This window comes from Phycisphaerales bacterium (assembly GCA_040217175.1).
GTDB lineage: Bacteria > Planctomycetota > Phycisphaerae > Phycisphaerales > UBA1924 > JAHCJI01.
This window is the reverse complement of sequence record JAVJNT010000001.1, coordinates 1,331,144-1,349,249: the sequence shown is the minus strand read 5'-3', so window position 1 is coordinate 1,349,249 and position 18,106 is coordinate 1,331,144. Positions and strand designations below refer to the sequence as shown.

The window sequence follows — 18,106 nt, the reverse complement described above, 5'->3', positions numbered from 1 at the left end:
GAGTCGGGCATCGTGCTCGAAACTCCCAGTGTAGGTTGCCAGATGCCGAGTATTGGTCGCTACTGATAGACCTTGGCCAGCTCCGCCCAGAACCCCGGATACGTCTTCCGCACGCACCCCGGGTCGGCGATGCTCACGTTCGGTCGGTGCAGCGCGATGAGCGACAGCGCCATCGCCATCCGGTGGTCGTCGTACGTCTCGAACACCACCGCCGGAGCCGACTCGGACCGGTCCAGCCCGCCGGTCGGTGGCTCCACGCGAACGGCGCCGTCTTCGCCGTGAACGTCGAGCTCGACATCCACGCCGACCCTCGCCAGCTCGGTCTTGAGCGCCTGCAGCCGATCCGTTTCCTTCACGCGCAGCGTGTGCAGCCCGCGGATCATCGACCCGCCCTTGGCAAGCGCCGCAAGCACGACCAGGGCCATCGCCGCGTCGGGCATGTCGCGCATGTCGGCCATCACTGGCATGATCGTGGCCCCACCGCGAACGCCGAGCTTCGATCCGCTCGGCGAGTCATCGGCCGAAACCGACGTCACTTCCGCACCCATCCGGGCGAGGACCGATGGAAACCCCACGTCGCCCTGGAGGCCAGACTCATCGACGCCGGCCATGGTCACGCGCGAGCCCGGAGACGACGCCGCGGCCGCCCAGAATACCGACGCCCCGCTCGCATCCGGCTCGATGTCCAACTCGAACCCGTCGATCGCGCCCCCGCGTGACGCCACGCGGAGCACGCGGAGGTCTGCCGACGAGCGAACGCTGACGCCCAGTGCATCCAAGAGGCCCATCGTCATGCGGACGTACGACGCGCTGGTGACCTCGCCATCGATCTCGACCGCGAGCCCGCCCGGCAAGAAGGCACCCAGCATGAGAACGGCCGACACGAACTGGCTGGATGGAAGTTCATCGAAGAACACCTGCCCGCGCTCGGGCACGTCCGCCGGCGGTGTCACCCGGATGGGCGGGCAGCCCGGTGTTTCGAGGCTCTCGATGCGTGCGCCCAAGTCTCCCAAAGCACCGGCAAGCTCACCGATCGGCCTGGCACGCATTCGCGCGTTGCCGGTAATGATGATCGGCGCAGGCGAGAGCACGCTCGCCGCAGCCAGGAACCGCGTGGCCGTGCCGGCGTTCTCCAGATCGAGGGTGACCTCGCTTCCGCCCGCGGGTGACCAACGCCCGCCAACCCCCGACACGCGCATCACGCCCGCGTCAACTTCAATCTCTGCGCCGAGCGTGCGCAGCGCCGCGATCATCACGCGCGTATCCGTTGCATCCGTCAGCGCGCCGCGAAGTTCGCTGCGGCCTCGCGCCAGCGCTGCGAGCAGCAACGCGCGATTCGTCAGACTCTTGCTGCCCGGTGGGCGGAGCGTCACGTCGAATCGATCATCGCCGATCACGGACCGGAGTGTCGGCACCGCCAGCGGGTCGGCCAGCGACTCCAGCGGCGCCGCCAGGTGCGACGCCATCTCCTCGGGTCCGGCGTGGGGTGCATGATCGGGCATCGCGTCGAAGGTTCCTACGCGCCGCCGTCGGCGTCCGTGTCATCCCCGGCGGCCCGGAACACCGCCACGACGTCGGTGATCGGCACCACAAAGAGCCGGTTATCGCCCTCAAAATCGACCGGAATCGCCTTGCCGGGATGGAACAACACCCGCTGATACTGCCGGACCGGGTAGTCCTCGTCGCTGGCCACCTGGCTCGAGATCGCCACGATCCGCCCGGTCAGCGTGGGAATCTCCATCTTGTCGGGCAGGTGCAGGCCGGCCTTGGTCTGCTTCTTGTCCTCATCCTTTCGGATGAGCACACGCGCGCCGATCGGCTCGACCGTCTCGATACGCTTGGTCGAACTTGCACGAGCCATCGACTGCCTCCCGAACCACCCATTTCACTCGACCGGCCGCCGCCGCAACGAGGCCGGCCCAACGCGCCGCTATGCTAGGTCCGCGATCGCCAAGCTCCGGACACCCCTGGGACCACCCGATGCAAGCCAACCTGCTCCGGTTTATCAAGGACGTTCCAGACTTCCCAAAGCCCGGCATCGTCTTCAAGGACTTCACGCCCTTGCTCGCCGACCCGGGCGCCCTCGCCCTCGCGGTCGAACTCATGGTCAACCCATTCCGAGGCAAGCGGGTCGACCTCGTTCTGGGCGCCGAGTCTCGCGGCTTCATCTTCGGCACCGCCATCGCCCAGGCGCTCTCGGCCGGATTCGTGCCCATCCGAAAGGCCGGAAAGCTGCCGCGCGACGTCCACCACGTCGAGTATGAGCTCGAATACGGCGTCGATCGGCTCGAGATCCACGCGGGCGACATCCCCGCGGGCAGCAGCGTCCTCATCGTCGACGACCTGCTCGCCACGGGCGGCACGCTCGACGCCTCGGCCAAGCTGGCCACCATGGCCGGTGCGACCATCATCGGCGCCACCGTGCTCATCGAACTCGAGGCACTCGGGGGACGTTCGAAGCTCGGCGCCATCGATCCGCTGCACCACGTTCTGCGGTTCTGAGCCAGTCGACGTTGCCATCGACCGGTGAACCGAGATTACGCGGACCTTCGCCGCCGTCGAAAGCCAGCGATGAGCCCCGCGCCAAGCACCGCCGCCCCCGATGGAGCGGGCACCACGAAGATGCCGCCTCGAGCTTCGGTCAGGTCGGCCAGCCGGCTCTCGCTGGTCGCCGAGCCACGCGAGACGTACACGTCGAAGCGGCTGGTGACCGTCGACACTTCCAGGTCGAACGCGCTGCCGACGATGGCCGGCGATGTGTACGTCGCCCGCCAGAACGCGATCGGATTCGAGCCGTCGGCGTAGATGCCGGCGATCGGGATGTTCAGCTGACCAGCGATGATTCCGTCGATGCCGGTCGCTGAGGGCGCCCCGGCGGTCGTGCCAGGCCCGTCCATGGATGCAACGAGCTCAAGATCGCTCCATCCATCGGAGCCGCTCGATGCAATCAAGTCGGTGGCGATGCCGGCGATCGCGTAGTCACCCGAGCCATAGCTGGCCGACAAGGTCACCACGGTCGTTTCCCCAGGATTCAGCGTCGGGTTGGCAAACTGGATCTGGAGCGATTGGCCGAGCGCGGCCCCACAGGTTCCGGCGACGACGATGAGCACCATCCCACGCATTTCTCTGCTCCTCTCGCTTGCAACGTACCGAGACTCGTCGGCATCGTGCGTGAATTGCTCGATCCGGTCCGCACGCGAGCCGAGCAAGTTCCGCGTCGGTCGCTCGTCCGGCCTTGTTCGCGCCCCAAAAGAACACGGGCCCGACTCTCGTCGGGCCCGTGCAGATTCAGAATTCAGCCTGTCGCTGAAGCCGGATTAGCGGCGACGACGGGCGGCGGCCAGGCCACCGAGGCCGAGCAGCGCGAGGCTGGCGGGAGCGGGAACCACGTTGATGGCGCCCTGACCCTCGCGGAGGTCGCCGAGGCGGCTCTCGCTGAGAGCGGCGTCACGGCTGACGTAGACGTCGAAGCGGCTGGTGTCGGTGCTCAGGTCGACGGTGAAGGCGTCGGCAACGACGGCCGGAGCGGTGTAGGTGGCGCTCCAGAAGGCGATCGGGTTGGTCGGATCGGCGTAGATGCCGGCGATCGGGAAGTTCAGCTGGCCGGCGATGATGCCGTCCACGCCGGTGCCCGAGGGGGCGCCAGCGCTGGTGCCGGGGCCGTCCATGGGGGCGATGAGCTGGACATCGCTCCAGCCGGTCGAGCCGACCGAGCTGATGAAGTCGGTGCCCACGCCAGCGATGGCGTAGTCGCCGCCGCCGTAGCCGGCGCTCAGGGTGACGGTGGTGCTCTCACCCGGGTTCAGGGTGGGGTTGGCAACATCGATGGAAATGCTCTGGGCGGTGGCAGCAGCGGCCACACCAGCAACAGCAAGAATCGCAGCAGTCTTCATCTTGGTCTCTCCTCTTGAGCTCAAGAAACCTTGTTTCAGGAATTCACACAACAACTTTTCATCGATCCCGAACTTGCTGACCCGTGGATCGACGCGTCGAGTGTAACCGAACCAAAAGGGGCCGACAAGACCTTTTGCACGTTGGAACCACGCTTTTGCGCGGATTTCGCAATCGAAAGGTCCTATAAGACTCAACGCCGGCTTCTTCTGATAGGATAATGATCGGTTTTCTCCGAAGAGAGATCGAGGCAAACCCTGATTTTCCAGCGACTTACGTCGATCGGAAGGGGTTTTGCCGCAAACGACACGAAAACGCGGTCTCGATTCTCATCGAGACCGCGTGAATTCAGATTCGAGCCTGTCGCAGGAGCCGGATTAGCGGCGGCGGCGAGCGGCGGCCAGGCCACCGAGGCCGAGCAGCGCGAGGCTGGCGGGAGCCGGGACCACGTTGATGGCGCCCGAACCCTCGGTGAGATCGCCGAGGCGGCTCTCGCTGGTGGCCGAGTCACGAGCGATGTAGACGTCGAACTTGCTGGTGTCGGTGCTCAGGTCGACGGTGAAGGCGTCGGTAACGACGGCCGGGGCGGTGTAGGTGGCGCTCCAGAAAGCGATGGGGTTCGAGTCGTCGGCGTAGATGCCGGCGATCGGGAAGTTCAGCTGGCCGGCGATGATGCCGTCCACGCCGGTGCCCGAGGGGGCGCCAGCGCTGGTGCCGGGGCCGTCCATCGGGGCGATCAGGGCGACGTCGCTCCAGCCGGTCGAGCCGACCGAGCTGAGGAAGTCGGTGGCAACACCGGCAACCGCGTAGTCGCCAGAGCCGTAGCCAGCGCTCAGCGTGACCGTGGTGCTCTCACCGGGAGCCAGGGTCGGGTTGGCGACATCGATCTCGATGGACTGGGCGGTGGCGGCAGCGGCAACACCGGCAACGGCGACGAGGGCGAAAGCCTTCTTCATATCTACATCTCCTCACGCGACCGGGGCCGTATGCCCCGAAAGCCTTGGTTCAACAGTCGTCTGCTTGCGACCTATCACCCACAACCTACCACCGATCCCAAACCCCGCCAGAAATCAGGACGCTTTTTTTCTCGAACCCAGGCCCACAACGGGGCGTACGCGCCTCCAGGGCCCGTTCCTTCGCCCGATAATCTAAGTGAAACCCCTGCCACGGCCCGTTAGGGCCGGTCGCCGACGAACACGAGCGTGCCCCACACGTCATCCAACGGAAGCCCGTACAGCTGCGCGATGGCCCGGCAATACAGGTCCAACTGGGCAGGGCCTCGTTCGCCGGCCTGGCCGGTCTTGAAGTCGATGACCGAGCATCGGGCGATCCGTCCACGCTGGCGGCCGATGACCAGCCGATCGACGCGGCCGCGGACGAGTGTCGGCCGACCCTCCACCTCGACGACCACCGAAATGGGCCGCTCCCGCTCGACGGACAGCTCCAGCCCGGGCCACGCCTGGGCCATGGTCGAACGGGACAGCACTTCGGCAAGCGTTCCCTCGCGGAGGGCGGCCTCGATCCGCCGCGCCGCCTCCGTCGTCAGCGGCCCTGCATGATCGACCCACCCGAGTGGGTCCGCCGGTGCGTCCTCGAGCCACTCGACCCCTTCCAGAAGGCGGTGGATCTCGGCGCCGAGGTCCGCCGCTGCCGCGTCGGTCGCCAAGAGGCTGGCTACTTCGGGCGCTTCGCCCACGTCAGATGGCCTGACCGTGGCGATCCGCCAGGGTTGCCTTGGGCCGCTCCAGCGCTCGGGCACGGTCTCGGGCCGCGACCACGCCGGCGAGGTCGGCGCGGCCGCGACGTGCGTTGCTCCGAAGCCGTCCATCCACTCGAGGCCGCCGTTGTGGATCTCCTGGCCTTGCCCGCCAATCCCCCGCCAGGCAACGCTCCCAAGCCCCTTGGCGTCCGATCGCACGAACACCTCGAGGTGGGCCTTGGCTCGCGTCATCCCGACATACAAGAGGCATAGCTCGTCGTACACCGCACGCACCCGCCACTGCTCGTACATGCTGGCGAGCTCGGGGCAGTGCGTTCGCAGCTCCTTTCCTCCGGGCAGGCTCAGGCGGGTCGGCGCAGCCGTCGGATCGATCGCTTCCGCGCCCCCGGCGTCGGAAAGGAAGCTGGGCGGGTGTGAGGCAAGCGGGCCGTCGATGTCCATCAAGTAGACCGCGTCGAATTGCAGGCCCTTGGCCGCGTGGAGCGTGAGCACGCGCACGAGCCCGCCTCCGCGGGGCTGAACCCGGCTGGCACGTACGGACGCGATGAAGTCGTCGATGCCGCCGGCCTCCGGCGCCTCGGCCTCGTATTGCTCGGCGAGGTGCACCAGGTCGGCCAGCCGCGCTCGTCCGCGGGCGTTCGTCGCCTCACCGGCCGCACGCGCCAGCCACTCCACGGTGCGCGAAAGCCCGTCCTCGAAGATGCGTCGCGCGAGCTCGCCCGAGAGCCGCCGGGCCTGCCCCGCGTCGTTCCACGCCGTGAGTCCGACCGACACCCCGAGCGGGCTCGTCGCGATCGAGAACCGGCTCGGCCCATCCCCCGGGTGGGCCGCCAGGTGCAGGGCCGACAGCACGGCCTCGACGACCGGATGGTCGCACGGGCTGGCCGAGGTGTTCGAGACGGCCGGCACGCCCCGATCGGCCAGCGCCGCCACGAGCCGACCGATCGCACGCCGGCGGCGCACGAGCACGGCGACCTGCGCGTCGGGGCAGGCGTCGTGCGTCCGAGCGACGGCGTCGGCGATCGCTTCGATGGCCCCGTCCTCGTCGTCGGGCTCGTCGAGCACCGCCGAAAGGTCGACCACTCGCACGAATCCCTCGCCTTGCACCGCCGACTCGTGTGCCTCGAATTGGTCGGCGAATCGCTCGGCGGCCGCCGCATGGGCCTCCATGCTCGGGTTCTCGCAGAGCCCGCCGAAGATCCGGTTGACCGCTTCCACGATCGTCCCGCGGCAGCGCCAGGTCTTGTTGAGCGGACGCGTGTGCATCTGCGGCCAGCGCTGCGCGACGTACGGCAGCAGCCCGGCCTGGGCGTTGCGCCAGCCGTAGAGGGACTGCTTTACGTCGCCCACGACGAACACCGAGCGTTCACGCTCGCCGCCGGCGACCGCTTCGTCGATGAGCGGCTCGAGCACGCGCCACTGGTCGATCGAGGTGTCCTGGAACTCGTCGAGCAGCACGTGGTCGAATCGGGCGTCCATGCGGTAGGCAACCTGCTGGGTCTCCAGGTCGCTCTCGGCCAACGCACGCCACAGGTCGCCCAGCGAGTAGGCACGGTGCTCGCGGCGGACGTCGTCCTCGATCTCAACGGCGCGCGAGAGCAACGTCCCCGCCACGAGGTTCCGTTGGTGCAGCGACGAGACCTCGTGGCGAACCACGCCCTCCAGAATGGTCCGCAGCTCGGGCAGCCATTCTGCCGGAGCATCGACACCGGAATAGGCCGGCGACTGGTCATTGCAGCACGTCACGAGCTTGGTGTCGATCGCTGCAGCGAATTCGCCCCGTTCGATGGCCAGGACGAGCTTGTCTCGCGCCTTCGTCCACTTCTTGTTGGGCGTTCCGCCCTTGTTATTGGGCAGCGGCAGGTTGCGCACCCGTTCCGCCGCCTGGCGTACCTCATCGAGCGTCGGGCCAGACGACGCTGGCGCGGCGAGGCACGCCCATGCGTCGGGGTGGGCTCGCCGCAGTTCGGCGCCCGAATCTGCGAGGAGCTTTGCCAGCCGCTGGTCGCCCGTCGTGCTGCCCTCGCGGCCCGTGAGCATGCGAATCGGTGCGCGCTCCTCGGGCGTTGCGAGTTCTTCCAAGAGCCGTTCGACGACTTCCGCGCGGAGCTGCTCTTCGACGTGCTCGAACGCTTGCCTCCACGGCGAGACCAGCCCGAGCTGGGGTGCGAGCGACTTCGCGAGTCCCTGTGCCGTGCTATCGAGCGTGCCCATGCGCACGCGGTGGATGCTGCGACACAGCCGCTTGAGCACGCCCAGCCAGCCCGCCGCGTCGAGCGAGGCGCCCGTGTGCTCGGAAAGCGCCGCTGCCTCGGCGTCGTCCGCGGCGGCTTCGGCGATGCGCGAAAGAAGCCGCTCACGGATCTCGCCGGCGGCCTGACGCGTAAACGTCGCGGCCAGGATGCGCTCGGGAGCAACGCCGCCCGCCAGCAGGCCCGCCAGCCGGTTCGTAAGCGCGAAGGTCTTGCCCGTCCCAGCCGAGGCCATGACGACCTCGAACGCGGGCGACTTTTGGGCGTGGGGGGGCGTCATGGCGCAACCCCCGCGCGGTCCGCGAGGTGCTCGGGGTCCAGCAGCATACCCAGTCCTGCAAGCCGCGCGTGCGGGCCATCGAATCGCGGCGAGCCCAGGTCGGCCATCGCCTCGATGCCCGATCGGATTCGCGTCGCAACGTCGATGGCGCACGCGTGCGCGTCGGCAAGGTCCGCCTCGTCCCAACCCGCTTCCAGGACCCGTGCGTCGCGAGCACTCAGCGAGACGTACCCCAGTGCCGGAATCTGTTCGACGCCGTGCTCGAGCGCGAGCGGTCGCGCGAGGATCTCGTACAGCGGTAGCTGCAAGTCGCGCCATGCGCCGTCACGACCGCGGTGGGCCGCAGCCGGCTGGCGGGCCTCGTTCGAGGTCTTGTAGTCGAAGAGCGCGAGCCTCCCGGTGTTGGCGTCGAAGTCGATGCGATCGATGGCGCCGCTCAGGCCGATGCCCGTCTTGCCCAGCGGCGGCCGCATCTCGGGAGTCCATTCGACCTCGACGGTCCGCCATCCCTCGCGTCGCCACGCGGCTTCCACCCGTGCGAACGCTGCGAGTCGGTGCTCGGCCGCATCGATCTGCGCAAGCGTGATGGCCGAGGGCCGGCGTCCGGCCAGCCGCTCGGTCGACTCCCAGAGCGCCGCGTGCATGAGTCGCCGGATCTCGCCCTCGTCCTCGATCTCGCGAGACGCGACATCACCGCCGAATCGCGCCAGCGCCTCGTGCAGCAGCGTGCCGAACGCATTGGCCTCCAGGCGTGGGACGCCGGGCATCGGCTCGACGTCTCGGAGCCCGAGCGCGTAGCGCAGGTAGAACTGGTAGGGGCTTTCAAGAAACGTCCGGAAGCTCGTGACCGCCATGCTGGTGATCGGTGACGCGTCCCGCATCACGCCCACGCGGTATCCGCAGGCGGGCGGCGCCTCGCGGGCGGGATGCGTCTCGAAGCGGGCGCGCACCCGCCCGAGCACGCGGGCCGGCCCATCGCCCGAGCCGCGCAAGAGCAGCGTGCTGGGCAGCAGCGGCTCGCCCTTCGCATCGGCCGAGCCCAGCACGAACCGCACGCGCCGGCCGCCGCCCACCAGCGCGGCCATGTTCGCCGCGTCGCGCGCCAGGGTGCGGTCTTCGCCGGGCAGGCCAAGTGCGCGGCGCAGCCCCTCGGTCACCAGCGGCCCGGGCATCGCCGCGGCGGGCAGCGTCGAGTGGTGCACGCCCATTACGACCATCGCCGGCGACGGGTCCAGCGGCAGCTCGAGCCAGCCCAGCAAGTCCACGTCTTCGCCACCGGGCTCGGCGGGTGCACCGCGCTGGTCGAGCTGGCCGAGCACCAGCGAGATCGCCTGGTGCGCCGAGACCGCCTCCGCGTCGAGCGCCTCGGGCAGCGCCGCCAGCCCGCGCACCTGCTCGCCGATCGCCGCGATCGCGTCGAGCGATGCCGGGCCGAGCAGGTCCTGCGATGGCGCGAGCAACTTCGTGAGCACCTGCCCGAGTTCGTGGGCCCACTCGCGGAGCGGCCGGGGCTTGCCACGGAGCGGGCCGAGCATGCTCTTGAGGCGGGCCTGGGCGTGCATGACGATGCGCCGCGGCCTCGCGACGCGCGGCGTGCCTTCGGGGAGCTTGGCAAATGCCTTGGTCGGCAACGCGGCGCCGGCGTAGTCGTCAACGGCGCGGGGCAACTGGTCGAAACGATGCTCTTCCCGCGCGAGCGTCGACACCACGATCGGGTTCGTCAGCACCCGCGCGAGTGCGATGAAGCTTCGCTCGCGGAGCAACAGTGCGAGGTCGGCCAGCAGACGGGCCGGCCCGCTCGCCGACGCCGATGGTCCCCACGCGACGTGCACGCTCAAGCCGTGGCCGTCGGCCGCCCGGCGCACGGCTCCCGCGAGCGATTCGTCCGCAGTGCCGATGGCGCTGGTCTCCAGGTCCACCGCCGCGCGGACCGCCAGGCTTCCCTGGGCCTCGGCCCCCTCGGTCACGAACACGTCCTCGGGCTCCACGTCGATGTCGGCGTCACGCCAGAAGTCCTCGAGGACGACGCCGTCGTCGTCCAGGCCCTCATCCAGCATGACCAAGGCATGCACCGGGCACGGCGCCTCGCGCAGCATCCGTCGCGCGAGGGGCGTGAGGTCCATGCACGCCAGCAGCACGATCTCCCGCAGGCCCGCGGCGACGTCGGAGCCCGCATCGATCGCGTGCAGCGTCGGATCGACCAGGCCGGCCCGACCGAGAAGTGCCTCGTACTCGCCCTGCATCGACGCGAGCGCGTGCCAGCGCTGCGGATCCTCGAGGGGCGGAAGTTCCGACCGGGCCACGTCGCGGCACCGCAGCCCGCCGCGGGCGAGCTCGTCCAGCGATCGCGAGATCTCGAGCGCCCACGCCTCGGGCTCGGCCGACTCGGGCAAGACGGGTGCGATGAGATCCTCGGGCGCGTCGCGGAGCACGCGTGCCCACGCCAGCCGGCGTTGCAGGTCGCCCGCGGGACGCGCGGCCGGGGCCATTGCCTCGGCGAGCTTGCCGGCGGTGGTGAGGTCCGGCGGCGTCAGGACCAACCCGCGATCCTGGCACGCCCGAGCGAGCAGCGTCGACAACACCCGACCCGCCCGGGCGCCGGGCGTGGCGACGAGCACGTTCGAGAGATCGAGCTCGCCGTCGCCGGCCTTCGCCACAAACCACTCGACGGCGGCGGCCATCGGGGTCTTCGTGGCGTCGAGCCGGTGGGCCTGCATGAACACCCCCTCCGTGGGACATCGCCCGCCGACCGAGCCGACCAGCGGGCATAGTGTAGTCAAAGGAATGTCCAAAACCCAAACAAAATCAGGGGGCACCCTCGACCGCCTCCGCGGCTGGTTCGCCGATCGAGGGTGGCAGCCGCACGGCTTCCAAGAAGAGGCCTGGGCGCTCCAAGCCCGGGGCCGCAGCGGCCTCATCCTGGTGCCGACCGGCTCGGGCAAGACCTACGCCGCCTACCTCGGCCCGCTGGCGGCCCTCGCCGATGCCGACGTCGATGCCCGGAAGCTCTCCATCCTCTATATCAGCCCGCTCCGCGCCCTCTCCCGCGACATCGAGCAGGCGTTGCGGGCCCCGGTCGACGATCTCGACTTAGCGATCTCGGTCGAGAGCCGCACGGGCGATACCTCGAGCACGGTCCGCAGCCGCCAGCGACGGGCCCTGCCCAACGTGCTGGTGACGACGCCCGAGTCGCTCTGCCTGCTGCTCACCCAGGCCGATGCCGAGCAGCGGTTCGAGGGCCTGCGGGCCGTGATCGTCGACGAGTGGCACGAGCTGCTGAGCAGCAAGCGCGGCAGCCAGGTCGAGCTCGGCCTCGCCCGGCTCCGCCGCTTCGCGCCCGGGCTGCAGACCTGGGGCCTGAGCGCGACCATCGCCAACGCGCCCGAAGCCGCTGCGGCACTCGTTGGCTCGGACATCGAGCCCGCGGTGGTGCGGGCGCCCATCGACCGGCCGGTCATCGTCGAGTCCTTGCGGCCCCAGAACATCCGCCGCTTCCCGTGGGCCGGGCACATGGGCCTGGCCATGCTCGACGAGGTGCTGGCGTACCTCGACCCCGATCAGCCGACGCTGCTCTTCACCAACACGCGATCGCAGGCGGAGAAGTGGTTCCACGCCATCTCGATCAAGCGGCCGCAGTGGGAGGGCCGCCTGGCGCTGCACCATGGCTCGATCGACCGCGAGGAGCGCGAGCGCGTCGAGCTGGGCGTCAAGAGCGGCGACGTCGGCATCGTGGTGTGCACGAGCTCGCTCGACCTGGGCGTCGACTTCGCACCCGTCGAGCGGGTCGTACAGATCGGCTCGCCCAAGGGCGTCGCGCGGCTCATGCAACGCGCCGGCCGCGCGCGGCACCGGCCCGGCGAGCCATGCGAGATCGTGTGCGTACCCACGAATGCGCTGGAGCTGCTGGAGATCGCCGCCGTCCGCGACGCGATCGACGCGGGTGCGGTCGAGCCGCGCGATCCGGTGAACCAGCCGCTCGACGTCCTGGCCCAGCACATGGTGACCGTCGCGCTCGGCGGCGGGTTCGATGCCGACGATCTCTTCGACGAGGTCCGCTCGGCGTGGTCGTTCCGCGATCTCTCGCGCGAGTCGTTCGACTGGACGCTGCTGCTGGTGACCCAAGGCGGGGCGACGCTGAGCGCCTACGAGCGCTTCCACAAGGTCGAGCTCGTCGACGGCGTCTACCGCGTGCCCAATAAGCGCGTCGCCCAGATGCATCGGCTCAACGTCGGCACCATCACCGGTCCGAGCACCATCGAGATGCGCTTTGCCGGCGGACGGAGCCTGGGCCACATCGAGGACAGCTTCGTCGGCCGCCTCCGCGAGGGCCAGCACTTCAACTTTGCCGGCCAGACGCTGCGGTTCGTCGGCGTGCGCAACGAGGTGGCGCTCGTGCGCAAGGGCACGCGGCAGACGAACCTGACCCCGATCTGGGGCGGCACGCGGCTGCCGATCAGCGAGAGCCTGTCCAGGGCCGTACGCGAGTCGCTCGAGCGCGCCGCGCGGGCCGTCGAGACGGGCGACGCCGACGGCCTGCCGGTCGAGCTCGAGACGTTCCTGCCCGTGGTCGCCGTCCAGTCGCATCGGTCGGAGGTGCCCGACGCCGACGAGGTGCTGTTCGAGCTGCTCGAGAGCCGCGACGGGTTCCGGCTGCTCGCGTATCCGTTCGAGGGCCGGCTCGTGCATAGCGGCCTGAGTGCGCTCTTGTCGCTTCGGCTCGGTCGGATTACGCCGGCAACGTTCACGACGACGTTCAACGACTACGGCTTCGAACTGCTCTGCCCCGAGCCCTTCCCGTACCGGGAGCACCTGACGCCTGCGCTCTTCTCTCGCGAGAACTTGGTCGAGGACGCGCTCGAGAGCGTGAACACCGCCGAGCTCGCGCGGCTGCAGTTCCGCGAGATCGCCCGCGTTGCCGGACTGGTCTTCCAGGGCTATCCCGGCGCCCGCACGCGCGCCGCGGGCAAGCACCTGCAGGCGTCCAGCGGGCTCATCTTCGACGTGCTGCGCGAATTCGACCCCGACCACCTGCTGCTGGCGCAGGCGCGGCGAGAAGTGTTGGACAACCAGTTCGAGCAGGGTCGCCTGGCCGCGGCGCTCGACCGCATCGCGACGAGCCGGTTCAACATCGTCCAGGCCGAGAAGCCCAGCCCGCTGGCCCTGCCGCTGATCATCGAGCGCATCGGCTCGCAGACGATGTCGAGCGAAGACCTCGAGTCTCGCCTGGCGCGCATGCAGGCGGAGATGCAGGCCGAGCTATGACCGTTTCCACCGGCGATATCTCGATCACGCTGGCCGGGCACGAGCTGCAGCTCATGCCCGAGCGTGCGTTGTATTGGGCAGCCAGGGGTTTGTTGCTGGTCGCCGACACGCACTGGGGCAAGTGCCAGGCCTTTCGCGATGCGGGCAGCGCCCTGCCGGTCGGGCCGCTGCAGGCAGACCTCGAGAGGCTGCGCGATGCGGCCGATCGCGTCAACGCTGATCGCGTCGTCGTGCTCGGCGACCTCGTGCACGGGCCCGCCTCGTACGCGCCGGGCATGGACGAGCTCATCCGGCAGTGGCGGCCGACGCTTGGCTGCGAACTCGCGCTCGTGCCGGGCAACCACGACCGGAGCATCACCAGGCCGCGCGGCCGGGCGATGCTCGAGGGCTGGGGCGTGAACGTCCTGCCGCCGCGCGTCGAGCTCGACGGGCTCGCGCTCACGCACGAGCCGCCGATCGTCGCCCGAGAATACACGCTGTGCGGCCACGTACACCCCACCGTGCGGCTGCGCGGCCGGGGCGAGCGTGTGAAGCTGCCGTGCTTCTGGCTCGATGTCGAGTACCACGCGCTCGTGCTTCCGGCGTTCTCGAGCTTCGTCGACGGTGCGCCGGTCAGGGCCGGGCAGGATGATGCTCGCTGGGCGACGGCCGGCTCTCGCGTTTGGGCGGTGTAGCGGGCGTCGGCACGCAGAGCAGATCTCGCAGGCTGTCGGCGACGGCATCGGAGCCCGTGGTGAGCATGGCAAGGTGCGCAACGCCGAGCACGCGCACGTCGACGGGTCCGGCCAGCAGCGAGCCCAAGCCGTTGGTCCTGGCGTGCCAGACCGGACGGACGTGCTTCCACGCCGGCCGAGAGCGCAGCAGCACCGTGGGCGTCGTGACCGTGGGTGGCTGCCACCTCGCGAGCGTCTGGTGGATGCCGCGCCACGTCGCGCGGCTGACCTCGGCGGCGTGCGCATCGCCGCTCTCGTGATCGGGCGGCGCCGGCTGACGCACGTCGGCCTTCCGACCAGCCGTGCGCAGCTTTGCGTTGATCTTGGCCAGATACCACGGCAGCGTCCGGCTGAGGTACGGCGGGGCGTAGGCGTCGAGCAGGACGACGCGTTGTACGTCGTGACCGAGTTCCTGGAGCCTGGCGGCCATGTCGAGCGCTACCAGGCCGCCGAGCGAATAGCCCATGAGCGTGAGCGGTCCCCGGCGGTTGCGCGACATCGCGTACGCGTGGGTGAGCGCCGTAAATCTTGCAAAGAAGCGGTCTGGTTCGAACGCATTGGACTCGCCCGTTGCGATCGTGGCCAGATCGTACGCGAGCATGTCCATCGGCGCAGCGTCATCGCGGCCGAGCTCGTGCCAGAGGCGGTAGAGATCGATGGCGCGGCCCGCCGAACCGGGAACGGCAACGCACCAGGGCGAATCGGTGCGATCTTCGTCGTGCGAGGCGATGGAGAACTCCGCGTACGGATGCTCGGCGTCGTCGCGGATGCTCCGCGCGAGCCCTTCGAGCGTTGGCCGGCGGAGGAACTGGTTGAGCATCAGCCGGCGGCCGAGGCGCTTGTGGATGGCCGCGGCAAGCCGCATCGCCAGCAGGCTGGTGCCGCCGTCCTGGAAGAAGTCGCCGTCGGGCCGCGGTCTGGTTCCGAGCAATTCTGCCCAGAGCTCGCTCAAGACGTGCAGGGCGTGGGCCGACACGCCGTCGTCGGCCTCGAGTTCGGTCGCAACCGCTCCGGGTGCATCGGGCCTGGACGCGGTGCCGGCCAGTACGAGATCGACGATCTGCCTTCCGATCGCTCCGAGCTGATCATCGGTGTACTGGGCGCGAGATGCTTCGAGCCACAGGCGCAGCCCGCTCGGCCGCCGTTCGACGTGCAGGCACAGGCCGAAGCGTGCCGCGGGCTGCGGGACGTCGATCGGGGTCGCCGTCGCGTTCCCGAGCGGCGTAGGCCGATCGTCGATGTACCGGTACGTCAGGCCGAAGCGCGTCGCATCGCCCGCACGCTCTGGCGTCGTGCCGCGGATCCGCTCGACGAGCGTCTCGAGCGGGAGCGTGCGGTCGTCCTGGGCGTCGAGCATCTGCTGGTGCAGCGCCCGGGCCGTTTCTTCGAAGGAAGCGCCGGAGGCCTCGAGTGGACGCATGTCGAGGCAGCAGCCGACGACGCGCTGCAGTGCATCGCCGGGCCGGCGCGCAAACGGCGTCATCAACCATCGGCCCGGGGGACCGTATCGTGACCGAAGCGTCGTGCCCAGCGCGGCGGCGACGAGCGCCGGCGGCGACACGCCCAGCGACGCAGCACGCGCGTCGAGCGTCGACTCGGTCAGCAACTCAAGCTCGATCTCGTAGTTGCGGCCCGCCTGCGGCCCCGGCGGCGGTGGCTCGGCGGTCGGGGCTTCGCCGCCGGCGATGCGGTCGGCCAGCCGCTCTGCCGAGGCAACGTCCATCATCGCGTACTCGGCATCGACGAAGGCCTGGTAGGGCGTCGCCGGCTCGAGCGACTCGCCCTTCAGCAGCGCATCGAGCTCGTCCGAGAGGACCTGGAGCGACCACTCGTCGATCGCGGCGTGGTGGAACACGAGGAGCACGAAGTGGGATCCATCGGCGAGGGGCCAGGCGTGCAACCGGGCGGGCGGATCGCCCGGGCCGATGGTCCGTTCGATTGCTCGGCGGACGCGTGGATCGCCGGGATCTGGCGCGGCGAGGCGGTCGTGTTCGGCGTGGAACACGTCCGCCGTTCGTGGGTCGTGCTCGACGAGTGTGGGGCCGGCATCGGTGAACGCGACGCTGGTGCGCAGCGCGTCGTGGCGTTCGAGCAGCGCGAGCCAGGCACGGCGCAGGTCCTCGAGCTCGAAGCCCGCGGAGACGTGCCAGGCGTGGTGGACGAGCATCGCCAGGGCGGTTCCGTCGCGCGCATGCTCGAGGCTTGCGCGCCGGCGGATGTCGCCGATTGGGTCGGCATGCTGCGTCGGACCAACTGCCTCGGCCGCCGGCAGCGAGGGGACGAGCCGGGCGATGCTGCCGATCGTCTGCAGGCGGAGGATCTGCGCCGCCGGCAACGCAACGCCCAGCTCGCGGCGGACATCGGCGCTGAGCCGCATGGCCAGCAGCGAGTGGCCGCCGGCCTCGCGGAACGGCTGATCGGGTCGGATGTCGGCGCCCAGGTGATTCGAGAACAGCCGGATGAGGGCCGACTCGAGATCGTTGGCCTCGACTGAAGCGCGTCGTTCGTCGGTCTCGAGGCTCGCGACGAGCGCGCCGCGGTCGGCCTTGCCCGTCGGGCCGATCGGCATGGACTCCACCGCCACGAAGCGCTCGGGCATCTGGGTCGGCGGCAGGCGTTCGGCCAGCTCGGCGCGCACGGAGGCGGCGGTGGTATCGCCGGCGGGCACGAAGAACGCCGTCATGCGTCGCGTTTCGGCCGTCTCTCCCGTGACGGCGACGGCGGCCTGCTCGACGCCCGGGCATGCGGCGAGTTCGTGCTCGATGCCGTCCGGCTCGACTCGGTGGCCGCGGATCTTGACCTGGCGGTCGACGCGCCCCACGAATACCGCGGCGCCGTCTTCTCGAAACTGCACGAGGTCGCCCGTGCGATACCAGCGCGTGCCGTCGCGGTCTTCCACGAACTTCTCGGCGGTCCTGGCCTCGTCGTTCAGGTAGCCCAGCGCGAGGCCCGCGCCGCCGACGAGCAGCTCGCCCTCGTGGGCTTGCTCGTCGGGCGTGCCGCCCGGCCGCACGATGCGCACGGTGCTGCCGTTGATGGGCGTACCGATGGGGATGCGGCCGCCACGCGCGTCCTCGTCGGTGATGGTGTGACAGAGGCTGAACGTCGTGTTCTCGGTTGGGCCGTAGCCGTGGATGAGACGCACGCCGGGGTTCTGCTGCTTGAACCGCCGGACGTGCGGCATGCTCTCACGCTCGCCGCCGGTCAGCAGCTGGTGCATGTGGGACATGGCCCGCGGGTGCTCGTCGACCATGGCGTTGAAGAGCGATGCGGTCAGCCACGTGTCGGTGACGCGTCCCTTGGTCAGGTAGTCGGCCAGGTCGTCCAGGCCCGGCACCGCCATCGTCTGCACGATGCAGCATCCGCCGTGCAGCAGGGCGCCCCAGATCTCGAGCGTCGATGCGTCGAACGCGACGGCGCTCATCACGCCCCAGCGTTTGTCCGGGCCGAATTCGGCGTAGTCGGCGTCGATGACGAGCCTGGTCACGGCGCGGTGCGGCACGAGGACGCCCTTGGGCCGGCCCGTGGTGCCGCTGGTATACATGACGTACGCGGGGTGTTCGGGCGAGCACTCGACCACCGGCGCTTCGCCAGGCTCGGTGATGCTTGCCGGGTCGAGCATGCCGGTCTCGCGGCCGACGACGACGGGCGAACGCAGCGGGCTGAGCATCGCCTCGCGTCGCGGGGCCGCGGGATCGATCGGTGCGTAGGCGGCCCCGCAGCGAAGGATGGCGACGACGGCGACGAGGTAATCGGCGCATCGCGGCAAGACGATCGGCACCATCGACCCCGGGGCGACGCCCGAACGAGCGAGTGCGGCCGCGAGCGAGGCGCTCCGCGCCTGGAGCTGCCGGTAGGTCAGGCACTCGCCATCGGGCCACGATTCGATGGCCACGCGATCGCCGTGCGCGGCGAACGCGCCGTCGATCGCGTCGAGGATGGTCTGCCCTCTGCTCATGCCGCCCCAGGTTCACCGCGTGCGTCGGAG

11 protein-coding genes are annotated in these 18,106 nt (G+C 69.7%); 3 read left to right on the top strand and 8 right to left on the bottom strand.

Annotated elements, in window-relative coordinates:
• Positions 1–59: 59 nt before the first annotated feature.
• Entirely contained in the window at positions 60–1,502 is a 1,443-nt protein-coding gene (gene aroA, locus RIA68_05815; protein ID MEQ8316954.1) for a 3-phosphoshikimate 1-carboxyvinyltransferase, read from the bottom strand.
• 14 nt (positions 1,503–1,516) lie between these two features.
• The gene (locus RIA68_05810; GenBank protein MEQ8316953.1) at positions 1,517–1,861 is read right to left on the bottom strand and encodes a co-chaperone GroES; all 345 of its coding nucleotides are present in this window, start codon (positions 1,859–1,861) and stop codon (positions 1,517–1,519) included.
• Positions 1,862–1,980: 119 nt separating this feature from the next.
• Between RIA68_05810 and RIA68_05805 the strand changes: the two genes are divergently transcribed.
• Entirely contained in the window at positions 1,981–2,502 is a 522-nt protein-coding gene (locus tag RIA68_05805; GenBank protein MEQ8316952.1) for an adenine phosphoribosyltransferase, read from the top strand.
• Between the two features lie 35 nt (positions 2,503–2,537).
• Here the strand turns inward: RIA68_05805 and RIA68_05800 are convergent, their stop codons facing one another.
• From RIA68_05800 to RIA68_05780, 5 genes are all read right to left on the bottom strand, one after another.
• Entirely contained in the window at positions 2,538–3,122 is a 585-nt protein-coding gene (locus RIA68_05800) for a hypothetical protein (protein ID MEQ8316951.1), read from the bottom strand.
• Between the two features lie 195 nt (positions 3,123–3,317).
• Positions 3,318–3,893, bottom strand: coding sequence for a PEP-CTERM sorting domain-containing protein (locus RIA68_05795; protein MEQ8316950.1), 576 nt, complete (start codon positions 3,891–3,893; stop codon positions 3,318–3,320).
• 375 nt (positions 3,894–4,268) lie between these two features.
• Positions 4,269–4,847 (bottom strand): PEP-CTERM sorting domain-containing protein, encoded by a 579-nt coding sequence (locus RIA68_05790; GenBank protein MEQ8316949.1) that lies wholly within the window; start codon positions 4,845–4,847, stop codon positions 4,269–4,271.
• A 218-nt stretch (positions 4,848–5,065) separates the two neighbouring features.
• Positions 5,066–8,143, bottom strand: coding sequence for a UvrD-helicase domain-containing protein (locus tag RIA68_05785; GenBank protein MEQ8316948.1), 3,078 nt, complete (start codon positions 8,141–8,143; stop codon positions 5,066–5,068).
• Complete coding sequence (locus RIA68_05780) at positions 8,140–10,860, bottom strand: PD-(D/E)XK nuclease family protein (GenBank protein MEQ8316947.1); 2,721 nt, start codon at positions 10,858–10,860, stop codon at positions 8,140–8,142. Before RIA68_05780 ends, RIA68_05785 begins: the two co-directional genes overlap by 4 nt.
• 67 nt (positions 10,861–10,927) lie before the next feature.
• Between RIA68_05780 and RIA68_05775 the strand changes: the two genes are divergently transcribed.
• Together RIA68_05775 and pdeM are read left to right on the top strand one after the other, a co-directional pair.
• Positions 10,928–13,405, top strand: a complete 2,478-nt coding sequence (locus RIA68_05775; protein ID MEQ8316946.1) for a ligase-associated DNA damage response DEXH box helicase — start codon at positions 10,928–10,930, stop codon at positions 13,403–13,405.
• Positions 13,402–14,079, top strand: a complete 678-nt coding sequence (gene pdeM / locus RIA68_05770; GenBank protein MEQ8316945.1) for a ligase-associated DNA damage response endonuclease PdeM — start codon at positions 13,402–13,404, stop codon at positions 14,077–14,079. Before RIA68_05775 ends, pdeM begins: the two co-directional genes overlap by 4 nt.
• On the opposite strand, the gene RIA68_05765 is transcribed toward pdeM, so the two are convergent.
• Entirely contained in the window at positions 14,018–18,076 is a 4,059-nt protein-coding gene (locus RIA68_05765) for an amino acid adenylation domain-containing protein (GenBank protein ID MEQ8316944.1), read from the bottom strand. The genes pdeM and RIA68_05765 overlap by 62 nt on opposite strands.
• Positions 18,077–18,106: the final 30 nt, after the last annotated feature.

Bases quoted from the DNA above. Each gene is read 5' to 3' on its own strand.
- RIA68_05795 (MEQ8316950.1), bottom strand. From the start codon at position 3,893: ATGAAGACTGCTGCGATTCTTGCTGTTGCTGGTGTGGCCGCTGCTGCC.
- RIA68_05780 (MEQ8316947.1), bottom strand. From the start codon at position 10,860: ATGCAGGCCCACCGGCTCGACGCCACGAAGACCCCGATGGCCGCCGCC.
- RIA68_05785 (MEQ8316948.1), bottom strand. From the start codon at position 8,143: ATGACGCCCCCCCACGCCCAAAAGTCGCCCGCGTTCGAGGTCGTCATG.
- aroA (MEQ8316954.1), bottom strand. From the start codon at position 1,502: ATGCCCGATCATGCACCCCACGCCGGACCCGAGGAGATGGCGTCGCAC.
- RIA68_05790 (MEQ8316949.1), bottom strand. From the start codon at position 4,847: ATGAAGAAGGCTTTCGCCCTCGTCGCCGTTGCCGGTGTTGCCGCTGCC.
- pdeM (MEQ8316945.1), top strand. From the start codon at position 13,402: ATGACCGTTTCCACCGGCGATATCTCGATCACGCTGGCCGGGCACGAG.
- RIA68_05805 (MEQ8316952.1), top strand. From the start codon at position 1,981: ATGCAAGCCAACCTGCTCCGGTTTATCAAGGACGTTCCAGACTTCCCA.
- RIA68_05775 (MEQ8316946.1), top strand. From the start codon at position 10,928: ATGTCCAAAACCCAAACAAAATCAGGGGGCACCCTCGACCGCCTCCGC.
- RIA68_05765 (MEQ8316944.1), bottom strand. From the start codon at position 18,076: ATGAGCAGAGGGCAGACCATCCTCGACGCGATCGACGGCGCGTTCGCC.
- RIA68_05810 (MEQ8316953.1), bottom strand. From the start codon at position 1,861: ATGGCTCGTGCAAGTTCGACCAAGCGTATCGAGACGGTCGAGCCGATC.
- RIA68_05800 (MEQ8316951.1), bottom strand. From the start codon at position 3,122: ATGCGTGGGATGGTGCTCATCGTCGTCGCCGGAACCTGTGGGGCCGCG.